The following is a 17,743-nucleotide window of genomic DNA, read 5'->3' as shown; positions in this document are numbered from 1 at the left end:
AGACTTAGCGCCCCCTTTGCTTCAATCTTCGTATCTCTTTATTTAGAATCGAATTATACGTCTTATCTAATTCCTCTACAGGTAAAGCAGGATCATTCCGCTCATTCCAGCATCTCAAAAGCTCATATGCTATGGCAGGATGGATGTTTTTTCTTAAGAGCATCCCTGTTAATGAAGCGGCTGCTTCGTTCCTTCCACCTTCTCCAATCCCTTGTAAAAGGCTCGTCCAATGAGTATAAGTTTTTCCTTCTGGCTGTTTTTCCTCTTTAATAAGGTGTAAGAGCCACTTAGGAGCTTCTGCAATTTCTATTTCTAATGGCCTGCTCGATAATTCCCACTCATAAGCCCCACCGCTTGGATGAAGGCTAGGAGCTACTACGATATATCCACCTTCGCCCCTAACGTCTATACCTGGCCTAATGTTAGCCCTGTTACTTATTCCACCAGGATCTTTAAAGAGTAAATGACTTCCACCACTTCCTGTTATGGCTTCTACTGTTTCTGGAAGCTCTCCATAATGATCTTTTAATTCTTGTAGTGATTCATCCCCACTATGTCTAATGTCAATATCTAAAGCTATAAAGCCGCTTACTGCTGTTGGAATACCAATGTTCGCCTCTGGATGATCTGTCCACCATTCCTTAATCTGGTTTATGTCCTTTGTAGCCTTATGGAAACCACCTTTATAAATAGGCGTTTTATCCTTTGGCTTTAATGGAAAGACCGGCCACTCTAATTTTTCCGCATAGGCTACAGCACTTTTATAGAATATCGTGTTTGCCGCTTTGGTTTGTGTTATACTGTAGTCAGACATTTATACAAGCGCCCTTTCAGATGCACTCTTGCCCGGAGTGCATTTTTTCTTTGTTCATTTCTTGTGCATCCAACCATCTTTCCACGCTATCCTTCTTAAAAAGGATTCTTCGCCCGATTCTTACATAGCTGATCTCATTTTCTCTGACTAATCTATATACAAGATCCACCGATAACCCTAAGTAGCTCGCTAATTCCTTCACGGTTAAGGTTGTCCTCTCCACTTAATCCCCTCCTATACACTTCTGGATTGTGCAATTCCTTTTTTGCTACCCTCTGTAATCCGCTTTTTGGTATTCATGATTTACAAGTACATCAAAAAAAATCTCACATGGTTTCTTATCTAACACTTTACAGATAGAAGTAACAGTCTTAAGAGTAGGATTGGTACTTCCTTTTTCTATAGCATATATTGTCATTCTGCTTAATTCAGTTCTTCTTGATAACTCTGAAATTGACATTCCTCTATGCTTTCTAATCTCTTTGAGTTTATTGGTATTCATGGTTTCCACCTCCCTAAATTAATTATATATTATCTTGCGTTTTTGTCAACCATGAATTACAATGGACTCATACTTATAAAAGGGTGAAAACAATGGGCGATTTTGGAAATTATTTAAGAGAACTAAGGGGCAAAAAATCTCTTAGGGAAGTAAGTAAGGGGACAGGCATAAGCCACACCTATTTAAGCACATTGGAAAAAGGTTATGATCCAAGAACTAAGAAAAAGAGAAATCCTGCTCCTAATACACTCAAATTATTAGCAGATTACTATGAAGTTTCCTACAATGACTTATTAGTTAAAGCAGGATATTTAGAAAAAGATTTTATCTCTAGGTTGAAAGGTATGTTAGCAGATGCAAGAGCAGAGCAACCTGATAAAGTTGATTTAGAAAGAGTGTTTGAATACTTCTTGTTAGATACACCCTTTTATTGGGGGGAAACTCGATTAGAGGAAAATCAAAAATTTTTTATTAATAAAGCTATCCTAACTTTAACTACCTCAATGATTGACACTGACCAGCAGATGACAAACCAAGATATAGAGGACTTAATGGAAATACTTAAGCATTTCTTTATTGAAAGGGGACTAGATAAACATGTCTGGAAGTGGGAGCATTGAAAATAGAGGTAATGAGTCCTGGAGGTTAACAGTTCGATTAGGTAAAGACAAAAACGGAAAATACATTCGGAAGCGGAAAACCATTAAGGCAAAGAATATTACAGAAGCTCGCAAGCGTTTAGCTGAATTTGTAACAGAAATTGAAGCAGGCGCTTATATTGATCCATCTAAAATGAAGTTTGAAGCCTTTGTATCTGAATGGTGTGAAAAGTACGCTAAAAAACACCTTGCTCCTAAGACATTAGAAAACCACATGTACCCTATTAAGAATTACTTAATTCCACAATTCGGCCACATGCGATTAGACGAAATAAAAACGATCCATATAATTAATTATCTAAATAGCTTAGAAAATGATGGTATGAGAATGGATGATAAAGAAGGCGGCTTATCTGATTCAAGTATCTTGTATCACTATAGAGTATTGAGGAATATATTTAGCAGGGCTAAAGAGTGGGGCATCATTAAAAATAACCCTGTGGAGAATGTGAAGCGGCCTAAAGTATCTAAGGAAAAAACAGAAGTGTACACACAAGAGGAAGTACAGGAATTATTTCATTTGCTCCAGGATCAACCTATACACCAAAGGTTAATAATAAAACTAGCCATTACTACAGGTTTAAGGCGCGGAGAATTGCTTGGCCTTCAATGGGAGGACATTGATTTAGATACACGTACTATAGAAGTGAAGCACTCGCTTCAATATTTGAATGGTGAAGGCTTTAACCTTAAGACAACTAAAACAAAGTCCTCTATTCGATCTGTGGTAGTGCCTACATTTATAATTGAGGAATTGAAAAAGTATAAGCATCAAAAGAAGAAGGATAAATTAAGAGCTGCTGAATTATGGGAAGGCGGTAAATATGATTATGTATTCTCGTCTGAATTTGGGAAGCCTTTGTATCCTACAGTACCGGGTACATGGTGGAGAAGGTTTATAAAGCGTACAGGCTTTAAGTTTATCCGCTTCCACGACCTAAGGCATACAGCCGCTACAATATTAATTAATCAAGGCGTACACGCTAAAGTTATCTCTGAACGATTAGGCCACGCAGATATTAAAACTACAATGAACATATACGGTCAATATGTAAGGCAAGCGGATGAAGAAGCGGCTGACAAGCTAAATACTCTTTTCCAGCCACAAGTAAATAAATCAAACTAAGGTTCGCATTAAATTGCGGATCTTTTTTTATTTCGCTAATTTCGACCTGTTTTCGATATGTATTTTTTATCGAAATGCCTTAATACTTGATTTAATAGGATTCTTAACGATATTTCGATATTTCGATATTTGCGGTAACTTCTCTATCTAAATATGAGTACATAATTCCATAAAACAGGTGTAAACTTACACTATTATAAGTGGTTTTTAAAATTTGTCCCCACTTTGTCCCCATTTACCCTGTATCACTCATAAATAGCCCCATGTTCTAATACAACGAAGAAGCGCCAGAACCCGTGTAATGACGGACTCTGGCGCGGCACTTTGTATGGATGATTCCGATTGGGCTCGAACCAACGACCTCCACCCTGTCAAGGTGGCGCTCTCCCAGCTGAGCTACGGAATCGTATGTAATAAGATGTCGTCTGACAACTAATAATATACAACGTAACCGAATACGTGTCAACAGAATTTTAATTTTTTGTGAACGACGTGTAAATATCCTCAAAATATCCTATTTATCAAGCGCTTTCTTCGTCTTCTCTACTTTTTACATAATTGTATGATAAAATAGTTATGGTACGTTTATGTACAGAAGGCAGCGGGAATCTTGATAGGAGCTTATTTGCATGTTAGGAGGTAATCGGATTGGGCAGAAAAGGATCCATGACTGAATATACAATTAATAGCAGCTATTTAGATGAAGAAATGACACTCAAAGTGTACACCCCAGAAAATTTCTCCCCCTTGTATAAGTACCATTTCTGTATTATGCAAGATGGTAACGATTATTTCCAGCTGGGACGTGCGGCTACGCTTAGTGATGAGCTGCACGGTGAAGGAAAGATTGAGAATACCATTTTTATTGGTATTCATTATAGGGACAAGTACGATCGACAGGATAAATATCATCCGGACGGGAAGAAACAGGCGGAATATGTGAATTTCCTCATTCGCGAAGTGGTCCCGTTTCTTGATGAAGAGCTGCCGGGTTATCATATGGGCAGTGGTCGAACACTTGTCGGGGATTCGCTTGCTGGAACGGTTTCGTTCATGACAGCGGTGAAGTTTCCGAATGTTTTTGGCAATGTGATTATGCAGAGCCCTTATGTTGATGAACACGTGTTTGAAGTGATTAAGTCATCGAAAGATATGTCTTCTTTAACGATTTACCATACGATTGGTGATCAGGAGTATGATGTGGAGACGACAGAGGGTGCCAGGAAGAACTTCCTGCAGCCGAACCGTGACTTGAACAACTACTTGACCGGACGTCCGTGCAGCTATACGTTCCACGAGCTTGAAGGCGACCATACGTGGGGCACGTGGCAGAAGGATTTCAAACGCGCTTTATTAACCATTTTTGGAGAATAAAAGAATTGAAATAAGAATCAGGAGGGGTATTTCCATGAGATACGGTATTGCAGTATTTCCATCAAAAAAAGTACAAGATGTCGCGAATTCCTATCGTAAACGCTATGACCCGCACTATGCTTTGATTCCGCCACACATTACAGTCAAGGAACCATTCGAAGCAGAAGAAAGTGAGATCGAGGAAAAAATCATTCCTGAATTGAAAAAAATTGCGAAGAATACCGAGCCTTTTTCTTACGGCATCTACAAAGTGAGTTCCTTTTCTCCGGTAACCAATACGATTTACTTGAAAGTGGAGCCTTCTGAGGAGATTTTTGATTTAAATGAAAAGCTTCATACAGGCAGTCTGCCGGATAAAAAAGATTTTAAATTCGTTCCTCACATTACGATTGCCCAGAAGCTATCGGATGATGAGTTTTTCGATGTATACGGCAGCTTAAGCATGAACAAATTCGACATTCAGGATAACGTTGGCCGCTTCCAGCTTCTTTATCAGCTGGAGAACGGCGCCTGGAGTGTGTATGAAACCTTCCGTCTTGGGGAGGGGTAAGTACATGGAGATCAGACAGGTTGTACACTCACAAGAGAAAGACGACGCGTTTCACGTAAGACGCGTCGTCTTTGTTGATGAACAGAACGTTCCCGAGGATTTAGAAATCGATGAACATGATGACACAGCCGTTCACCTGGTAGGCTATGAAGGAGACGAGCCCATTGCGGCGGCTCGTCTGCGCTTTGTCGGCGATTATGGAAAGCTTGAACGTATCTGCGTGAAGCGTCCGTATCGTGGCAAGCGATATGGCAAAGAGATGATTCTGTTTATGGAATCCCTCATTGAAGAGCAGGCTTATCAAGCCTCCAAGCTGAATGCGCAGACGCATGCAGAAGCTTTCTATCGGTCATTGGGCTATGAGACCGTCTCCGATGAGTTTATGGATGCAGGTATCCCGCACGTGACGATGACCAAAGCCTTATAAACGAAAAAACTGTCGTTCCCTTTTGGATCGGCAGTTTTTTTCGTTTAGATCCTTTCCTTTTTGACCACAATGAAGAATAAAGAATTTTACGAGGACTGTGATCATAAATGGAATATCTTCAAATAACGGTTGAAACTTTATTTGGCTTTTTAGCCTTATTTATTCTCACAAAAGTATTAGGAAAAACACAAATTACCCAAATTACCGCGTTTGACTTTATTGCTGCCCTCGTACTGGGAGAGCTTGTGGGGAATGCTCTGTATGATAAAGAAATCGGTGTTATGAAAGTTGGTTTTGCGGTACTACTATGGGGCGTCCTCATCTATGTTACTGAAATTATCACGGAAAAATTCAAATCGACTCGTGGGCTTTTAGAAGGCCGGCCATCCCTCATTATTTATAAAGGGGACATTGATCGAGAACAGTTGAAGAAAAGCAAGCTGGATATCAATCAGTTGCAGCACCTGCTGCGCGCGAAAGACGTATTTTCTGTTCAAGAGGTGCAGTATGCGGTACTGGAAACGGACGGAACCGTATCCGTTTTAAAAGCATCGCAATATCAAAATGTAACCCGCGGAGACATGAATCTGTCGCCGCAAGCCGTACCACTCCCACGTACGTTGATCAGTGATGGTGAAGTGATCTGGGACAGTCTGGAGGAAATCGGGCAGAATGAAGCCTGGCTGAAACGGCAGCTGCAGTCCCAGAATTTCAACTCACCGGAGGACGTCCTTTACGCTGAATATAAAGAAGGCGAGCCGCAGCTATTTCTGATCGGCTTCTAGTGCCGTAAAAACAAAACGATGGTCTTGAATCTGATGAACCGCCCTTCCCTGTTTCACTAAAGCAATCGCATACGCCGTAATGGCCGTCCGGTATAATAACCACTGGGACAGCTGAGGAGCTTTTACCCCATAGTGTTCGCACATGGAGGAAACAAGTTCTTCATGGCTGATCCCTTTTTCGTGTGCCTGAATGCAGTCTTCCATCGTATCCAGAATTTCTTCGTGATAATCGATATTGGTTTGAATGGTAGCCGATGCGTCCTCTTCATACTCTCCATGGCCAGGTATAAAGCCATCGCACGAAATGGTCAGTAATTGGTTCAAGCTTTTGAGTGTTCGATCGGCGTCAGAATTGTAAGGAATTTTATGCTTATGTAAAGTATCAACTCCAAAATAACTGTCCGCTGCGTAAAGAATACCGTGAGCGCGCAGAGCAAGCTGGTGATAGCTGTGGCCTGGCAGAAGATAAGTCTTTCCTTCAATGGCTCCGGCTTGAAACGTTCCCTCTTCTACCACTTCATCAATGGTAATGGCGGGCCCCTGCAGGAACTTATTCTGCAGCTCTTCTAACGGATCATTGCCGCCGAACAAATACAGTGGTTCAAGACCTGGATACTTCAGCACCGCTTCTTCAAAGGCAGGGGCGATCGTATAGACATCGTAGTTCTGCTGGATATAAGCCGCTCCGCCGTAATGATCGGCATGGGCATGCGTAATAAAAAGGTGCGTCAATGGAAGCCCGCGTTCGTTCAGCTCCTTGAGCACCTTCTTTATAGAGGAACGGTCCAGGCCGGCATCAATCAGCAGGCCATCTGTTCCTTTATGGATGTATCCGATATTTACGGAACCGCTATAGTAATAGCAGTGTTCATTGATGGAATGAAAAGACACAAAATCAACTCCTTTAGCTTTTCTAAATACTTTCGCTAAAGTGTTTCCCTTTTCCTGTTACATCAGAATATACTTTTTCTTGAATTGGCTCAGCTGGCTGCCTTGGATTCTTCGCAGCATGCATATCTTTAGAGGTAAAAAGCTTTCGGCTCATTTCCTGGTATTCGAGCCGGTCCTCTTCCCGCGACTGCTCATGCTGCTTTAATCGATTATCAAGCGTCGTTTTAAAAATTTGTTCCAGCATAAAGGGAGAGCGTTCGGTCTGGATCGTACGATCATGATAATCCTTATATTGATAATGATTAACCGGCAATATATACCCCATCTATAACTCCTCCTCGTTTATAGACCCATACCCTTTTTCCGGCCCTGATATACCTCCCTCACGCACCCTTTATTCAAAAAAACGTTCGACTTTACCCATCTGCTTATTCAAGAATCGTTCCATATCCGTCATCCGTTTGGAAAACCGGCGATCCCAGGCTTGGAGGTCCTGTTCCCAGCCCTGGAACTTCTTCTCAGGCTGTTTAATGATTCCATAGTTTTTCGACGTTTCCTCATTGATTTCCTGTAAAACTTCAAAGATTGTTTTATCTTTTTTCTCACTCATGAGAGCTTTTCACTCCATTTATAGAAAATAGATTGTAAACCGGCAATGGCCAGGATCAGAACCAGAAAATAACCAAACGGAATATAATAATATAGAAGAAAATTAATAAGAGCCGACCAGACACCGACGCACCAGTGACAGCTCAACCCCTCGCCGATCCAGCCGTTAGGTATTTCCCATTCTTCTTTCTTCCCATCTGCCTGTTCAACTACTTTCGTATGAAAAAAGGGCTTTCTCAGCCATTCCATAATCAGATCATCTACAATCAGCCTTGTCAGCCGGAAGCTCGCAAGCCCGAGCAATAATAGTTCCAACCAAGTTATACTCCCCAATTCCTTAACCTCCCCTTTCAAATGGATGGCACTGGTAAATCTCACTATTCCTTAACTTATTCAACGGACACCCTTATCTGTACAATCCGGTTCAAATATCTTTGGATCCATCAACGATGATTGACAATCGAACCATAAAGAAAAAGCCACTACGCTTGTCGGTAGTGGCTGAAGATCTTTTTAATTAAATCCAGGAAAATCCGCCCCGGCTGCTGGAGGACTCATCGTGACGATCGCTTGATTCCCCAGCTACCTCACCTTTTCTACGGCGTCCTCCGAAAAATGGATCTACACGGTCGCGCCTGTCATGGTGTTCTTTGCGCTGAGGTTCAATAAATACGTTTTCAGCTTCAATAACAAGGTCTTTCACACGGATGACCTTTCTGTTCTCAGACATGCTATTCATCTCCTTATTCGAATTCACTGTTAATCTATGCGTTTGTCTCGATGAAGTATGGTCTCCTGCCCATTATTCAATAAAAAACCTACAGAATTGAGGAAAGATGACAAATGCCCACACCGTCAAAGGGTCAAAACATATTCTAGTAAAGACAATACGTCAATTCGTATGGAAAGGGGAAAATAAATATGAGTTGTGGTAAAAAATTCGATAGTGGCTCTTGTGTCATTGATATCCTTAAAGATATCGTAGATGCTCAGAATGACGTCATCCACGAATGCATGACGAGCTGTGAACAATCCATCGCTGATCTTTTAGGGGACACAGGCGGAGGTTCTGGATTCGATACGGTTCCAGTTATCCTTTACTGTAAAGAAGGGTGCAAACCTTTTAAAGGATACGGTTCGAAAAGAAGCGGAGACGAATGCGAAATTAAAGGGAGCTTCTTCTTCCGAGTTAAATCTGTAGATGACGACGGATGTGCAGTAGTAGAACTATTGTTCGCTGACCATCATCATCACGGAAATGTAGGGGGAACAGACGAATCTTCTGATGGATATCATCACCATCATGGATTTGATCCGAAATCTCCAGCTGACCAAAGCTGCAGAAACCTGCGCGCTTCCGGTATCTGCATTACCGTTGATCTGAACTGCTTCTGTCACGTTACTTGCCTGCCTGCAACAGCAGCATTGTAATTATCAAACGAAAACCGCGCTGAAAAGCGCGGTTTTTTTCTTAGAATCCGATTAATCGAATGTCGGTAATGTCTTTAAACGGAACTTCTTGCTGGAAAGGCCTCTGAAAAATCTTCAATTGGACGATTCCATCTTTATAGTCCGTAATGTAGCCTCTGTATTTATTATCCTGGGTCGTGACCTCACACTTCATTTTTGGCACGTGCGGAGATAGCGTGAAGAAGTAGTTCACTTTCTCCTCAAGCGATAATTCATGGAAACGAAGTCGGCGATCTCGTGAAGATTCAGGCTGCTCCTTCTTCTCCGGCTCTTCTTCGGCAGGTGCCTCTTCTTTCGCTTTTGGCGGACTGGCTGCGGGTGCTGCTTTATTCTGGTTTCTTAGTCTCAGTTCTTTTTCATGAAGAGAAGTCGAGGGTGCCTCTGATTTAGCGGGCTGCTCGGCAGGTGCTGGAGCAGACTGGCTCCGCTGAGTACGAAAGCTGGTCTGCATGGAAACTTCAGCAGGTTTGAATTTAGGTTGGGCGATATAAAGCATCGGTTGCTTTGCCATTCGTTTGTTTTCCGTGTTTTCAGCCATTCTGGATCTCTCCTTTTTAATAGGGTCATCGTTCTATGTATATGCCTGATTGGGACAGCATGTTCACAATCGCCCAAGTTCGACGTTATTTCTTCCTTTTTTACAAAGTTTTAACACAGTAACGAACGATCCTTTTCTCTGCTGGTCAGGATAAATATAATTAAACAAATGCTTTACTAACCATAGTATTCAAAACCCGATTGGATTATTTCAAGTAACAAGTGAAATGGTTTTTTTGATTCCTCTCGTATCCTAATAAAAAATTTTGTGATGAAGGTTTGGCATAAAAAACCCCGGCACTCTTTGAAAAGAGTCCGGGGATTTTTTTATTAATAACCGATAATGTTAAAGCCGGAGTCCACGTGAATAACTTCTCCTGTTACACCGCGGGAAAGATCACTCATTAAATAATAAGCGGTATCGCCGACTTCTTCCTGTGTAACGGGACGACGCAGTGGCGCACGTTCTTCAATTTCCTGCAGAATCTGGTTGAAATCGCCTACGCCTTTAGCGGACAGCGTACGGATTGGACCAGCGGAAATCGCGTTCACGCGAATGTTGTGCTTACCTAAGTCATTCGCTAAATACTTCATGCTTGCATCAAGGCTTGCTTTAGCGACACCCATAACATTGTAGTTCTGGACGACTTGCTCGCCGCCGAGATACGTCATGGTTATAATGCTTCCGCCTTCTGACATAAGCGGCTTAGCGGCACGTGCCACAGCGGTAAGGGAATAAGAACTGATGTTGTGAGCAGTTAAGAATCCGTCACGGCTTGTGTTCAGGAACTCATCCTTTAACTCATCGCGGTTGGCGAATGCAATGCAGTGAGCCAGTCCATGAATGACACCTACGTCATCCTGGATATTTTCAAACGTTTGAATGATGGCTTCATCATTGGTTACGTCACACTCATAGAATAAGGAATTGTTTTCCCCTTCAAGCGTGTCTGCCAAATCACGTACGGCTTTCCCGAAACGTTCGGATGCATAAGTAAAAATAAGTCTCGCGCCTGCTTCATGTAAAGAACGTGCAATGCCCCACGCAATACTACGTTTGTTGGCTACGCCCATTACGACATAGGTGCGTCCTTCTAATGATAAATTCATTCCATGCCCTCCTTGAGGTGATTTCTACAATTGGGATTTGTTATTAGTACCTGCTCCTATTTTATTATATCAACTAACAAAATACAATTATCCACCAAAGCAGCCCACTTTCTGCTTTCGTAAGTGAAAACTGTAAGGGTCTGCACCAGTGATGACATAGGAGTATTGATGTTCTTTTCCCGTTACGGAGTTTGTTATAACCGCTTCGACTAAGTCTTCAAGTATCCGGAGTTTTGTGTAAGAAACTATACGATTTAAAAGTGCTGGTTTATGCAGCTCCAGTCAGCGAAGCTTTACACTATAATACCTCATGGCTTTAGGCACACCTTTGATTTCGAAGACTCCTTTTAAAATTAGAGTTCGAATCCGATATTCAAAAAAGGAGTCACCGATACTCTGCTCAAGCGATCCCATCACTTCGCCAATGATTCTTGCCGTTTTGATATAATCTCTCTCCGTCTGTGTTTCGTGTATTTCCCTGGTGATTTGAACAAGGTAGTTGTCATAGTAATCTTCCTCTATGGATTGAAGCTTTCCATCTTTCCGAATACGCAGCCGTTCTTCCGTAGTTGATAAAGTCTCCCATTCCCGAACCAGCCCCTGACGATCCGGTTTGGAAAGGGGTGATGCAGACGCACACTGATCTAACATCCCTTTCCATTGGCGAGGGGAAATCTCACCTGTATGTAAAAGGGAATAATCCACCTGTTCAACTGGAAATAACCTGGGATGGATTACACTCGGGTTCATGAAATGAATCGAGTTCGATATGCTTCTTAATAAATAGAGCACGTATCGCAGTCCCGTGTATTCCAAAGCGTTTTCTCCACTCCATATGTAAATGGGAATATGGCTAGGAACGGCCTCAATGGTTTGAATGGTTTCTTTTCTGTTGCTCAACCCCTTTTCCTCGTGGAGTTTCCAAATCGGACCGTAGGAGAATGAATCGTGTAATGAAAGCACATAATCCTGCGACTCCAACTCTTTTAAAGCCACGGACAAACTACCGGCAGAGGACTCTCCAAATACGATATGGACACGCTCAGCGTTACGAAGAGAAGAATATCTTGCTTGTTCCTTATAGGATCGAAAACGATTAAAGTTTTCCATGAGGTCCTCAAGTATGAATTCCTCCGAAACTCCTGCTTCCTTTTTAGAATGCAAAATGACTGCCATTTGAAATAACAGGGATCGTACTTCCTCATCCGTAGATTTCTCTACTAGCTTTCTTATCTCATTCACCATATCCTTGCTCATATCCCCAGCCCCTTTTCGTCCATTTATTTTAAACAATCCTTCCTCATGTGCGGCCGCTCCGCCGTATAATCGTTCGTAAAAAAGTTCGGGCTCCTCTCATATTCACACATCTGCACAATCCTGTTTTCTTTTTTTAATTCGATATAGCGATATGTATGATCAGGGTCATCTGTAAAAACAACCTCCGCAATAACCGGTTTGGTCCGGTTGGTATTACGTTTTCCCTCATAAAAGGTTTCAATGGAGGTAATGTCTCTTGTCGAGTATTCTTCCTGGCGCAGGTGTTTCTCCACTTTTTTCTCCATTAGCGCAGCATTTACCGGCCTTGATAGGACAAAAATCAAAGCAGGAATAAGCACCGCCCCTAGAAGAACGCTTAAAACAGTCTTTTGCACGTTGCGGCTGGGGTGATATGTCCGGAGGAGAAAATGAGCGATAAGACTACCGGCAAAAGCAAGGGATGTATAAATGAGGACCCACATAAAAAAAGAAGAATTTAAGTACAGGAGTTGAGCCAGCAGTGAAAGACCAAATACGACGGCCGGAGCAAGAAACAGCTTTTTAAAAAGAGCGCAACCTAGAACTCCTATTACGAAAGCAAGCATTGGAAATAGAAATAGGACAAGCGGGATTAAGTACATACACATTCCTCCCATTTAATTTTAGTGTAATATTACACTATGGGAGGCGTTTTTTCAATTTAAAAGACCGAAGTTCTGTTGAATCAAAACTTCGGTCCTATTTATAGAAATAAGTCAGCTGGAGAGCTCCTCTTCATCATCTTCTTCGGTTTTCCTTTTTCTTAGTAAGTAAATATAGATCACCGGCACCAGGGAACAGACTAAAATAATGCCGCCTATTAAAAAGCCGCTCCCTATCCCATTTGAACCCACTAATGTCACCATTACACCACTAGCAATAGATAGGACACTTATAACGGCAAGGGATATGTAAAGGCCCTTCTTTGGTGATGTTTGCTTTTCATGATCCACACTAATGTTCATCATTAAGTACGCATTTACCACAGCTGAAATCATAAAAACGGCCCACAAAGGATTTCCAGTCATTCCATCCATGCCTTTGGTTACAAGATCGTAGGCAAGAATAGCTAGAATCCCAAAAGTCTGTATGATATAGACGATCCGAATGTTTTTTAAATTCCTCAGCTGCAGCCGTTCATCTTTAATTCTTTCCATTGGACCCACTCTCCTTCTCTATCCAGAATACTTCGTCCAGCGTCTTATTCACCGCATAACAAATCTCAAGGCATAGCTTTAACGTTGGATTATATTTTCCTTTTTCAATTAAACTGATGGTCTGCCGGGTCACCCCCACCCTCTCAGCTAACTGCTGCTGAGTGAGATGAACACCTACTCGCGATACCTTTACCTGATTTTCCATTATGATCGATCCTTTCTCCCATCATTGTAACATATATATTACAATATGCAATTTATACATTACATTGGTAGTACAACTACAATAAGTTAAGATGGCGTGAAAAGGATTCGCCTACAAGTTATTTCGTTTTTTATAAAAAAAATTACGCTCTCCCCTGTTCTTCGCAAACAAATGATAAAAACTGATTTCAAATGCGAAAAAGGCGATCACTAAGCTTCCCAAATAAGGAGCAGGCGCTCCAAGGGCTGCAAGGACAAACATGCTGATCAAAAACACAGCTACTCCAACGATTAAAGAGTTTCTAAGGTAATGTTTTTCCACTTTACCACCTCCAAATAAATCTCACTTGTTATCAACTGTTCAGCTTCTTTTATAACGATTGAATCTTGGTTTGCTGAAGAAAGCACCTGCAAACAGAAAGAACAGGGAAATTAAGATTCCGGCAGCTGCCTGATCCAACAGCAATGAAACCGGCATGGCAAGCGCGGCGAGGATAAACATAAGCCTCATCATATTCGATCACTCCCTTTCCATACGTACGGTTCGACCGCTTCCATCGTTTCATTTTTTCTTTCATCCATTAACAGGAATGGCAGATTTTCCATGAAAAGGAGGGATAATTATTGGTGAGAAGGGAATACAATACATAGGATCGTATAGATCCGAGAAAGGCGGGATTAGATGTTGTGGTTATGGTTGTTACTACCAGCTGGATTGATTATCCTGTCCGTTCACTTTGAGCAAAAGCGCAGAGAACAGACGCGCCTCGTTCCGGTCGTTGATGAGCAGAAGGCAATGGAAGAGATCTACAGATCTGAAGGTGCCGCAGTAAAATCAGCCGATCCAAAGAATATGAAAAATTTCTAAATGAATAGTTAGGGACGGAAGCGCCTCACGCGGCTTTCCGTCCCTTTTTGTGCGCTGGCGCAGCGCGTCACTGCTTTTTCTTTTCGTAAACCTTCCTGAATCGTTCTAACCGGGTGCGGTTATAGCGCTGTACAACGATGAACGGCAGATTAAATACAATCGCATAGAGAACCATAATCCACCCGGCCCACACAGGCAGGAAAAAGAAAAACAAAGGCGCAGGAAGAATTTGAACCCAGTGAGACAGCTCGGACCGGCTGGTCTGCAGAGCTAAAGCTTGAAAATCTCTTTCGTTTCGAAGATGAGCTGCCGTCTTTCCTTTCCCCTGATTCACCCATTTTCTGGCTTCTGGAAGAAGATGCTTCCATTTCTTTACCTTCAGTTGTTCATACAATCTGCCGTTTTTTTCCCAATCCTTCAACTCATATAGTCTCGATAAAGATAAAACTATGGAAGCGGGCAGCTGAGATACCAGTACGCTGATGCTTATGTGGATCATTACCCAGGCAATAATAATCTTAGTAACCATCAGGACGACCCTCTTTTATTCTTTCCGGCTATATTCCGTCCCTTCCAGGTTGATTCCTTCCAAAAGAAAGTTTTCAAAATGGAATAACCAAACAGAACAACAAAGAAAAAGAAATGCAGCGGAAAAAGGAGCGCATCGTACCACTTGAAGTTCCCCATTTCCCGGAGTGTACGAGCGAGCCAGAATGCAAGAATTCCATAACCGACCAGGCTCCACCACCCCATGTCAGGAATGTTTAGGAGGTAAGAGATCATAGCTGTGATCCAGAGAATTGCAGCAAACGTCATCCAGGGCGATGCCGTTTTTGCTCCTGAAGCAAAACTTTTAGACCAACCTTCCACCACCGCTTTCAGACTGGCTTCATACATACGCATGTTCACGACGTGTTTTCCGCTGAAGGCATAGGTTTCTACATCTCTGGATTCGGCACGTCTCGCGAACGCAAGGTGTTCCACAATTTCACTGCGGATCGACTGATGACCATCAAGCTCCCAGTACGTCTCTGCCGGTATAATCAAGCAGGGACCAAACCCTCCATGCTTGCTTATCTGATCCTTCACGATCGTCGTAATTCCTGAAGATGCAAACACCACCAGATGGAAAATAGAAGAAAACTTTTCCCAGAATGAATGCATGTAGTGATAGGGGTGCACCGTAACCAGCGTGTTTCGTCCTTTTTTCTCAGCAAACTGAATGATTCTTTCCGGGCCGCGTTTGGAAAACCATGTATCGGCATCAAGAAAAAACAACGTTTTTCCTTTTGCTATTTTTGCCCCGTTGTAACAGGCCCAGGATTTACCCATCCACTCATCCGGTAAAGGCGGATTGCTGATAACCTTGACTCCAAAGGATTCTGCCGCTGCCCGGGTCCGGTCTTCTGAATGGTCATCCACGACGATCACTTCCCTTTGGTTACTCTTTGTTGCGAGAATGGAAGGAAGTAAGCGTTTTAAATTTTCTTCTTCATTACGTGCTGGTATAATGATCGAGTATGTACTCGTTTTTCCAGGTTCTTGAATAGGAAATGAAACCTTCTGCCAAAATAGCAGCAGAGTTGAAATTATGGCAAGAATCATAAACCACATGGCGATCACCTCATCTTTCTTAAGCATAGCGTATGTTTATTTTGTATGTAAACGATTGTTGCGATCGTGAATCAGCACGATCGGCTGTATACCTTGTGAAGACGATTATCTTTCTTTTCACCCGGGTATAAGCATTTTAAAAACAGGGGGTTCATGATGTATAAAACTATTATAGCCAATACACTCCGTTTCTTTTCAGATCAATCTCTGAATACACCTATGGTTCCTATACAGCCCGTTCAGGAAAAAAAGGATATTCTCGTTGAAACGGATGTGAAAGATACATATATATCCTGCTATTATCCAAAAGGAGCAACCGAAAATAATCTGCCTGTCTACATTAATCTGCATGGCGGGGCCTTCATTATGAATTCAAAAGAGATGGATGATCCATACTGCCGTCAGATCGCGAACCATACGGGCTGCGTCGTAATAAATGTGGACTATGCCAAAGCACCGGAATATCCTTTCCCGGGACCTTTAGAGCAGTCCTATCAGCTGCTGCACTGGATTAAAGATCATGCTGAAGACCTTAGAATTGATCCAGAAAAAATCATGGTCGGCGGCCAAAGTTCAGGTGGAAATATTATGGCAGCGCTCTGTCTCTTGCTGAAGGAGCGGAACGAACCTCAGCCCCTCCTCCAGGTGCTGATCTGTCCCATGCTTGACTTCGTTACGCCCCATGCTGAAAAACCAGAAGGCGATCCCGGTCGCGCGCGTTTCCCTCAGGCTGCCCATTTTCTTAACTTGTGCTATGTACCGGAGAGAAATCAGGCGGAACATCACCTTGCTTCACCGGTCTTAGCTCCTCATACAGATAAGCTGGCCCCGGCCCTTATAATTGCAGCGGAATATGACGCTTTCTCCCTGGAAGCTGACACATACGCTGCCAAATTAAGAAACGCCGGCGTGCCCGTAAGACATGAAGTATTTGAAGACTGCTATCACGCCTTCACTCATTTAGGTCCCGAGTTAAAAGCCCGGGAAGCGTGGGCTATAATCGAAGATGAAATCCGAAAAACCATTCAGAAATAAGGTTGAGTCTGCTTGCATTACTTTTAAAAGAGCAACAACTACGTCAATATTCAAATAATCAATACAAAAGCTGCCAGGGACACTCCCAAACGTGCACCCGGCAGCTTTATCTGTTCATTAAGACTCTTTCTCATATTCTACCCCACGTCCTCTTCTATCGAAATAAGAAAAACTTCGTATTTCGTCAAGCCTAACATATACCTCCCGTTTCAAAGGTCAGACGCGCTCACTCAGTGTGCATCCTCTATCGAAGGACACGGTCTATTTTCTTCTGGCAATATGCCTGATACGAGACATTTCTTAATTTCTTTTTCGATAACCTTCCGATCACGCGGCGTACTTTGGCATCATAGATGATTTGCTGGCGCTTCGATTCATCCGAGAGGTAGTCCTGAAACCACGAATGTCTTTTCAGTTCCCTTAGATTTCCTTCAATATCTTCTTTCGTAACTTTCAAAAAGGAAAGCTCCAACAGTAACATGATCAGGTCAACAAGTACGCTCATCTTTCTCCTCCTCCGTTCTAAACTCCCTAGTACATCTACGGTATAGTAGGAGAGGCGTTTCACAAAAATGAATTTCCAATTTCAGCTGGAAGGCTTCTATTCCACACGTTCCGTTGCAGCGTCAATCCGGCTCTCATGGTCCAATCACGCTTCCTCACGGCTCAATATCAGACAAAATCACACACTAAAAAAGACCCCCTTTCTCAACGA

At 42.4% G+C, this 17,743-nt stretch carries 28 protein-coding genes and 1 tRNA gene; 9 read left to right on the top strand and 20 right to left on the bottom strand.

The genetic code is table 11. From position 1 onward, the window contains the following. Positions 1-4 precede the first annotated feature (4 nt). Genes LCM11_RS11655 through LCM11_RS11645 form a run of 3 tightly spaced genes read right to left on the bottom strand, consistent with a single transcriptional unit; the run spans position 5 to position 1,316 of the window. Positions 5-814: a bifunctional DNA primase/polymerase gene (locus LCM11_RS11655; protein ID WP_224894451.1), complete on the bottom strand. Its 810-nt coding sequence runs from the start codon at positions 812-814 to the stop codon at positions 5-7. Positions 815-830: 16 nt separating this feature from the next. After that, positions 831-1,037 carry a helix-turn-helix domain-containing protein gene (locus LCM11_RS11650; protein ID WP_224894449.1) on the bottom strand — a complete coding sequence of 69 codons (207 nt, stop codon included), beginning with the start codon at positions 1,035-1,037 and terminating at the stop codon, positions 831-833. Positions 1,038-1,082: 45 nt separating this feature from the next. Continuing rightward, positions 1,083-1,316: a helix-turn-helix transcriptional regulator gene (locus LCM11_RS11645; RefSeq protein ID WP_224894448.1), complete on the bottom strand. Its 234-nt coding sequence runs from the start codon at positions 1,314-1,316 to the stop codon at positions 1,083-1,085. A gap of 92 nt (positions 1,317-1,408) precedes the next feature. Between LCM11_RS11645 and LCM11_RS11640 the strand changes: the two genes are divergently transcribed. Both LCM11_RS11640 and LCM11_RS11635 read left to right on the top strand, forming a co-directional pair. Beyond that, entirely contained in the window at positions 1,409-1,936 is a 528-nt protein-coding gene (locus LCM11_RS11640) for a helix-turn-helix domain-containing protein (RefSeq protein WP_224894446.1), read from the top strand. Further along, positions 1,914-3,101, top strand: coding sequence for a tyrosine-type recombinase/integrase (locus LCM11_RS11635; protein WP_224894444.1), 1,188 nt, complete (start codon positions 1,914-1,916; stop codon positions 3,099-3,101). Before LCM11_RS11640 ends, LCM11_RS11635 begins: the two co-directional genes overlap by 23 nt. Positions 3,102-3,434: 333 nt before the next feature. Here the strand turns inward: LCM11_RS11635 and LCM11_RS11630 are convergent. After that, positions 3,435-3,507: transfer RNA gene (locus LCM11_RS11630), tRNA-Val, on the bottom strand. 242 nt (positions 3,508-3,749) lie between these two features. Here LCM11_RS11630 and LCM11_RS11625 point away from each other — a divergent pair. The 4 genes from LCM11_RS11625 (at position 3,750) to LCM11_RS11610 (ending at position 6,237) form a co-directional block, all read left to right on the top strand. Beyond that, complete coding sequence (locus tag LCM11_RS11625; protein WP_014642606.1) at positions 3,750-4,475, top strand: alpha/beta hydrolase; 726 nt, start codon at positions 3,750-3,752, stop codon at positions 4,473-4,475. A 34-nt stretch (positions 4,476-4,509) separates the two neighbouring features. After that, positions 4,510-5,025: a 2'-5' RNA ligase family protein gene (locus LCM11_RS11620; protein ID WP_224894442.1), complete on the top strand. Its 516-nt coding sequence runs from the start codon at positions 4,510-4,512 to the stop codon at positions 5,023-5,025. 4 nt (positions 5,026-5,029) lie between these two features. After that, entirely contained in the window at positions 5,030-5,452 is a 423-nt protein-coding gene (locus LCM11_RS11615; protein WP_224894440.1) for a GNAT family N-acetyltransferase, read from the top strand. 107 nt (positions 5,453-5,559) lie between these two features. After that, positions 5,560-6,237, top strand: a complete 678-nt coding sequence (locus LCM11_RS11610; protein ID WP_224894439.1) for a DUF421 domain-containing protein — start codon at positions 5,560-5,562, stop codon at positions 6,235-6,237. Here LCM11_RS11610 and LCM11_RS11605 read toward each other — a convergent pair. The 5 genes from LCM11_RS11605 to LCM11_RS11585 form a co-directional block, all read right to left on the bottom strand. Then, positions 6,217-7,128, bottom strand: a complete 912-nt coding sequence (locus LCM11_RS11605; RefSeq protein ID WP_224894437.1) for an MBL fold metallo-hydrolase — start codon at positions 7,126-7,128, stop codon at positions 6,217-6,219. The two genes, LCM11_RS11610 and LCM11_RS11605, sit on opposite strands and share 21 nt — an antisense overlap. Positions 7,129-7,150: 22 nt before the next feature. Beyond that, a complete protein-coding gene (locus tag LCM11_RS11600; RefSeq protein ID WP_224894429.1) occupies positions 7,151-7,453 on the bottom strand; it encodes a hypothetical protein in 303 nt (100 codons plus the stop codon). Positions 7,454-7,522: 69 nt separating this feature from the next. Then, complete coding sequence (locus LCM11_RS11595) at positions 7,523-7,738, bottom strand: hypothetical protein (protein ID WP_224894428.1); 216 nt, start codon at positions 7,736-7,738, stop codon at positions 7,523-7,525. After that, a complete protein-coding gene (locus tag LCM11_RS11590; RefSeq protein ID WP_224894427.1) occupies positions 7,735-8,070 on the bottom strand; it encodes a DUF1360 domain-containing protein in 336 nt (111 codons plus the stop codon). Before LCM11_RS11590 ends, LCM11_RS11595 begins: the two co-directional genes overlap by 4 nt. Before the next feature lie 184 nt (positions 8,071-8,254). Beyond that, positions 8,255-8,467, bottom strand: coding sequence for a hypothetical protein (locus LCM11_RS11585; protein ID WP_224894426.1), 213 nt, complete (start codon positions 8,465-8,467; stop codon positions 8,255-8,257). A gap of 191 nt (positions 8,468-8,658) precedes the next feature. Here LCM11_RS11585 and LCM11_RS11580 point away from each other — a divergent pair, with 191 nt between their 5' ends. Next, positions 8,659-9,168 (top strand): CotY/CotZ family spore coat protein, encoded by a 510-nt coding sequence (locus LCM11_RS11580; RefSeq protein ID WP_224894424.1) that lies wholly within the window; start codon positions 8,659-8,661, stop codon positions 9,166-9,168. Between the two features lie 40 nt (positions 9,169-9,208). On the opposite strand, the gene LCM11_RS11575 is transcribed toward LCM11_RS11580, so the two are convergent. The 8 genes from LCM11_RS11575 to LCM11_RS11540 all read right to left on the bottom strand — a co-directional run bounded on the left by LCM11_RS11575 (position 9,209) and on the right by LCM11_RS11540 (position 14,025). Further along, the gene (locus LCM11_RS11575; RefSeq protein WP_224894422.1) at positions 9,209-9,745 is read right to left on the bottom strand and encodes a CotO family spore coat protein; all 537 of its coding nucleotides are present in this window, start codon (positions 9,743-9,745) and stop codon (positions 9,209-9,211) included. Between the two features lie 329 nt (positions 9,746-10,074). Further along, positions 10,075-10,854 (bottom strand): enoyl-ACP reductase FabI, encoded by a 780-nt coding sequence (gene fabI / locus LCM11_RS11570; RefSeq protein WP_224894421.1) that lies wholly within the window; start codon positions 10,852-10,854, stop codon positions 10,075-10,077. A 282-nt stretch (positions 10,855-11,136) separates the two neighbouring features. After that, a complete protein-coding gene (locus LCM11_RS11565) occupies positions 11,137-12,111 on the bottom strand; it encodes a DUF1835 domain-containing protein (RefSeq protein ID WP_224894420.1) in 975 nt (324 codons plus the stop codon). Between the two features lie 23 nt (positions 12,112-12,134). Beyond that, a complete protein-coding gene (locus LCM11_RS11560) occupies positions 12,135-12,752 on the bottom strand; it encodes a DUF2651 family protein (protein ID WP_224894418.1) in 618 nt (205 codons plus the stop codon). 114 nt (positions 12,753-12,866) lie between these two features. Continuing rightward, the gene (locus tag LCM11_RS11555; protein ID WP_224894417.1) at positions 12,867-13,307 is read right to left on the bottom strand and encodes a hypothetical protein; all 441 of its coding nucleotides are present in this window, start codon (positions 13,305-13,307) and stop codon (positions 12,867-12,869) included. Next, positions 13,294-13,512 (bottom strand): helix-turn-helix transcriptional regulator, encoded by a 219-nt coding sequence (locus LCM11_RS11550; protein ID WP_224894415.1) that lies wholly within the window; start codon positions 13,510-13,512, stop codon positions 13,294-13,296. Before LCM11_RS11550 ends, LCM11_RS11555 begins: the two co-directional genes overlap by 14 nt. A gap of 111 nt (positions 13,513-13,623) precedes the next feature. Then, complete coding sequence (locus tag LCM11_RS11545; protein WP_224894413.1) at positions 13,624-13,833, bottom strand: hypothetical protein; 210 nt, start codon at positions 13,831-13,833, stop codon at positions 13,624-13,626. 39 nt (positions 13,834-13,872) lie between these two features. Then, positions 13,873-14,025, bottom strand: a complete 153-nt coding sequence (locus LCM11_RS11540) for a hypothetical protein (RefSeq protein WP_224894410.1) — start codon at positions 14,023-14,025, stop codon at positions 13,873-13,875. A gap of 168 nt (positions 14,026-14,193) precedes the next feature. On the opposite strand from LCM11_RS11540, the gene LCM11_RS11535 reads away from it, so the two are divergent. Beyond that, entirely contained in the window at positions 14,194-14,379 is a 186-nt protein-coding gene (locus tag LCM11_RS11535; protein ID WP_224894409.1) for a hypothetical protein, read from the top strand. Between the two features lie 67 nt (positions 14,380-14,446). Here the strand turns inward: LCM11_RS11535 and LCM11_RS11530 are convergent, their stop codons facing one another. Together LCM11_RS11530 and LCM11_RS11525 are read right to left on the bottom strand one after the other, a co-directional pair. Further along, positions 14,447-14,908 (bottom strand): glycosyl-4,4'-diaponeurosporenoate acyltransferase, encoded by a 462-nt coding sequence (locus LCM11_RS11530; protein ID WP_224894407.1) that lies wholly within the window; start codon positions 14,906-14,908, stop codon positions 14,447-14,449. Continuing rightward, entirely contained in the window at positions 14,908-15,993 is a 1,086-nt protein-coding gene (locus LCM11_RS11525; RefSeq protein ID WP_224894405.1) for a glycosyltransferase family 2 protein, read from the bottom strand. Before LCM11_RS11525 ends, LCM11_RS11530 begins: the two co-directional genes overlap by 1 nt. A gap of 156 nt (positions 15,994-16,149) precedes the next feature. Here LCM11_RS11525 and LCM11_RS11520 point away from each other — a divergent pair, with 156 nt between their 5' ends. Then, complete coding sequence (locus LCM11_RS11520; protein ID WP_224894403.1) at positions 16,150-17,028, top strand: alpha/beta hydrolase; 879 nt, start codon at positions 16,150-16,152, stop codon at positions 17,026-17,028. Between the two features lie 244 nt (positions 17,029-17,272). On the opposite strand, the gene LCM11_RS11515 is transcribed toward LCM11_RS11520, so the two are convergent. Next, the gene (locus tag LCM11_RS11515; protein ID WP_224894401.1) at positions 17,273-17,533 is read right to left on the bottom strand and encodes a hypothetical protein; all 261 of its coding nucleotides are present in this window, start codon (positions 17,531-17,533) and stop codon (positions 17,273-17,275) included. Positions 17,534-17,743 lie beyond the last annotated feature (210 nt).

The organism is Halobacillus halophilus (assembly GCF_020171985.1).
In the GTDB taxonomy this organism is placed as follows: domain Bacteria; phylum Bacillota; class Bacilli; order Bacillales; family Halobacillaceae; genus Halobacillus; species Halobacillus halophilus_A.
This window is presented reverse-complemented; position numbering and strand designations above follow the sequence as displayed.

Bases quoted from the DNA above. Each gene is read 5' to 3' on its own strand.
- LCM11_RS11655 (WP_224894451.1), bottom strand. From the start codon at position 814: ATGTCTGACTACAGTATAACACAAACCAAAGCGGCAAACACGATATTC.
- LCM11_RS11645 (WP_224894448.1), bottom strand. From the start codon at position 1,316: ATGAATACCAATAAACTCAAAGAGATTAGAAAGCATAGAGGAATGTCA.
- LCM11_RS11640 (WP_224894446.1), top strand. From the start codon at position 1,409: ATGGGCGATTTTGGAAATTATTTAAGAGAACTAAGGGGCAAAAAATCT.
- LCM11_RS11635 (WP_224894444.1), top strand. From the start codon at position 1,914: ATGTCTGGAAGTGGGAGCATTGAAAATAGAGGTAATGAGTCCTGGAGG.
- LCM11_RS11620 (WP_224894442.1), top strand. From the start codon at position 4,510: ATGAGATACGGTATTGCAGTATTTCCATCAAAAAAAGTACAAGATGTC.
- LCM11_RS11615 (WP_224894440.1), top strand. From the start codon at position 5,030: ATGGAGATCAGACAGGTTGTACACTCACAAGAGAAAGACGACGCGTTT.
- LCM11_RS11610 (WP_224894439.1), top strand. From the start codon at position 5,560: ATGGAATATCTTCAAATAACGGTTGAAACTTTATTTGGCTTTTTAGCC.
- LCM11_RS11600 (WP_224894429.1), bottom strand. From the start codon at position 7,453: ATGGGGTATATATTGCCGGTTAATCATTATCAATATAAGGATTATCAT.
- LCM11_RS11595 (WP_224894428.1), bottom strand. From the start codon at position 7,738: ATGAGTGAGAAAAAAGATAAAACAATCTTTGAAGTTTTACAGGAAATC.
- LCM11_RS11585 (WP_224894426.1), bottom strand. From the start codon at position 8,467: ATGTCTGAGAACAGAAAGGTCATCCGTGTGAAAGACCTTGTTATTGAA.
- LCM11_RS11580 (WP_224894424.1), top strand. From the start codon at position 8,659: ATGAGTTGTGGTAAAAAATTCGATAGTGGCTCTTGTGTCATTGATATC.
- LCM11_RS11575 (WP_224894422.1), bottom strand. From the start codon at position 9,745: ATGGCTGAAAACACGGAAAACAAACGAATGGCAAAGCAACCGATGCTT.
- fabI (WP_224894421.1), bottom strand. From the start codon at position 10,854: ATGAATTTATCATTAGAAGGACGCACCTATGTCGTAATGGGCGTAGCC.
- LCM11_RS11565 (WP_224894420.1), bottom strand. From the start codon at position 12,111: ATGAGCAAGGATATGGTGAATGAGATAAGAAAGCTAGTAGAGAAATCT.
- LCM11_RS11560 (WP_224894418.1), bottom strand. From the start codon at position 12,752: ATGTACTTAATCCCGCTTGTCCTATTTCTATTTCCAATGCTTGCTTTC.
- LCM11_RS11555 (WP_224894417.1), bottom strand. From the start codon at position 13,307: ATGGAAAGAATTAAAGATGAACGGCTGCAGCTGAGGAATTTAAAAAAC.
- LCM11_RS11550 (WP_224894415.1), bottom strand. From the start codon at position 13,512: ATGGAAAATCAGGTAAAGGTATCGCGAGTAGGTGTTCATCTCACTCAG.
- LCM11_RS11540 (WP_224894410.1), bottom strand. From the start codon at position 14,025: ATGATGAGGCTTATGTTTATCCTCGCCGCGCTTGCCATGCCGGTTTCA.
- LCM11_RS11535 (WP_224894409.1), top strand. From the start codon at position 14,194: ATGTTGTGGTTATGGTTGTTACTACCAGCTGGATTGATTATCCTGTCC.
- LCM11_RS11530 (WP_224894407.1), bottom strand. From the start codon at position 14,908: ATGGTTACTAAGATTATTATTGCCTGGGTAATGATCCACATAAGCATC.
- LCM11_RS11525 (WP_224894405.1), bottom strand. From the start codon at position 15,993: ATGTGGTTTATGATTCTTGCCATAATTTCAACTCTGCTGCTATTTTGG.
- LCM11_RS11520 (WP_224894403.1), top strand. From the start codon at position 16,150: ATGTATAAAACTATTATAGCCAATACACTCCGTTTCTTTTCAGATCAA.
- LCM11_RS11515 (WP_224894401.1), bottom strand. From the start codon at position 17,533: ATGAGCGTACTTGTTGACCTGATCATGTTACTGTTGGAGCTTTCCTTT.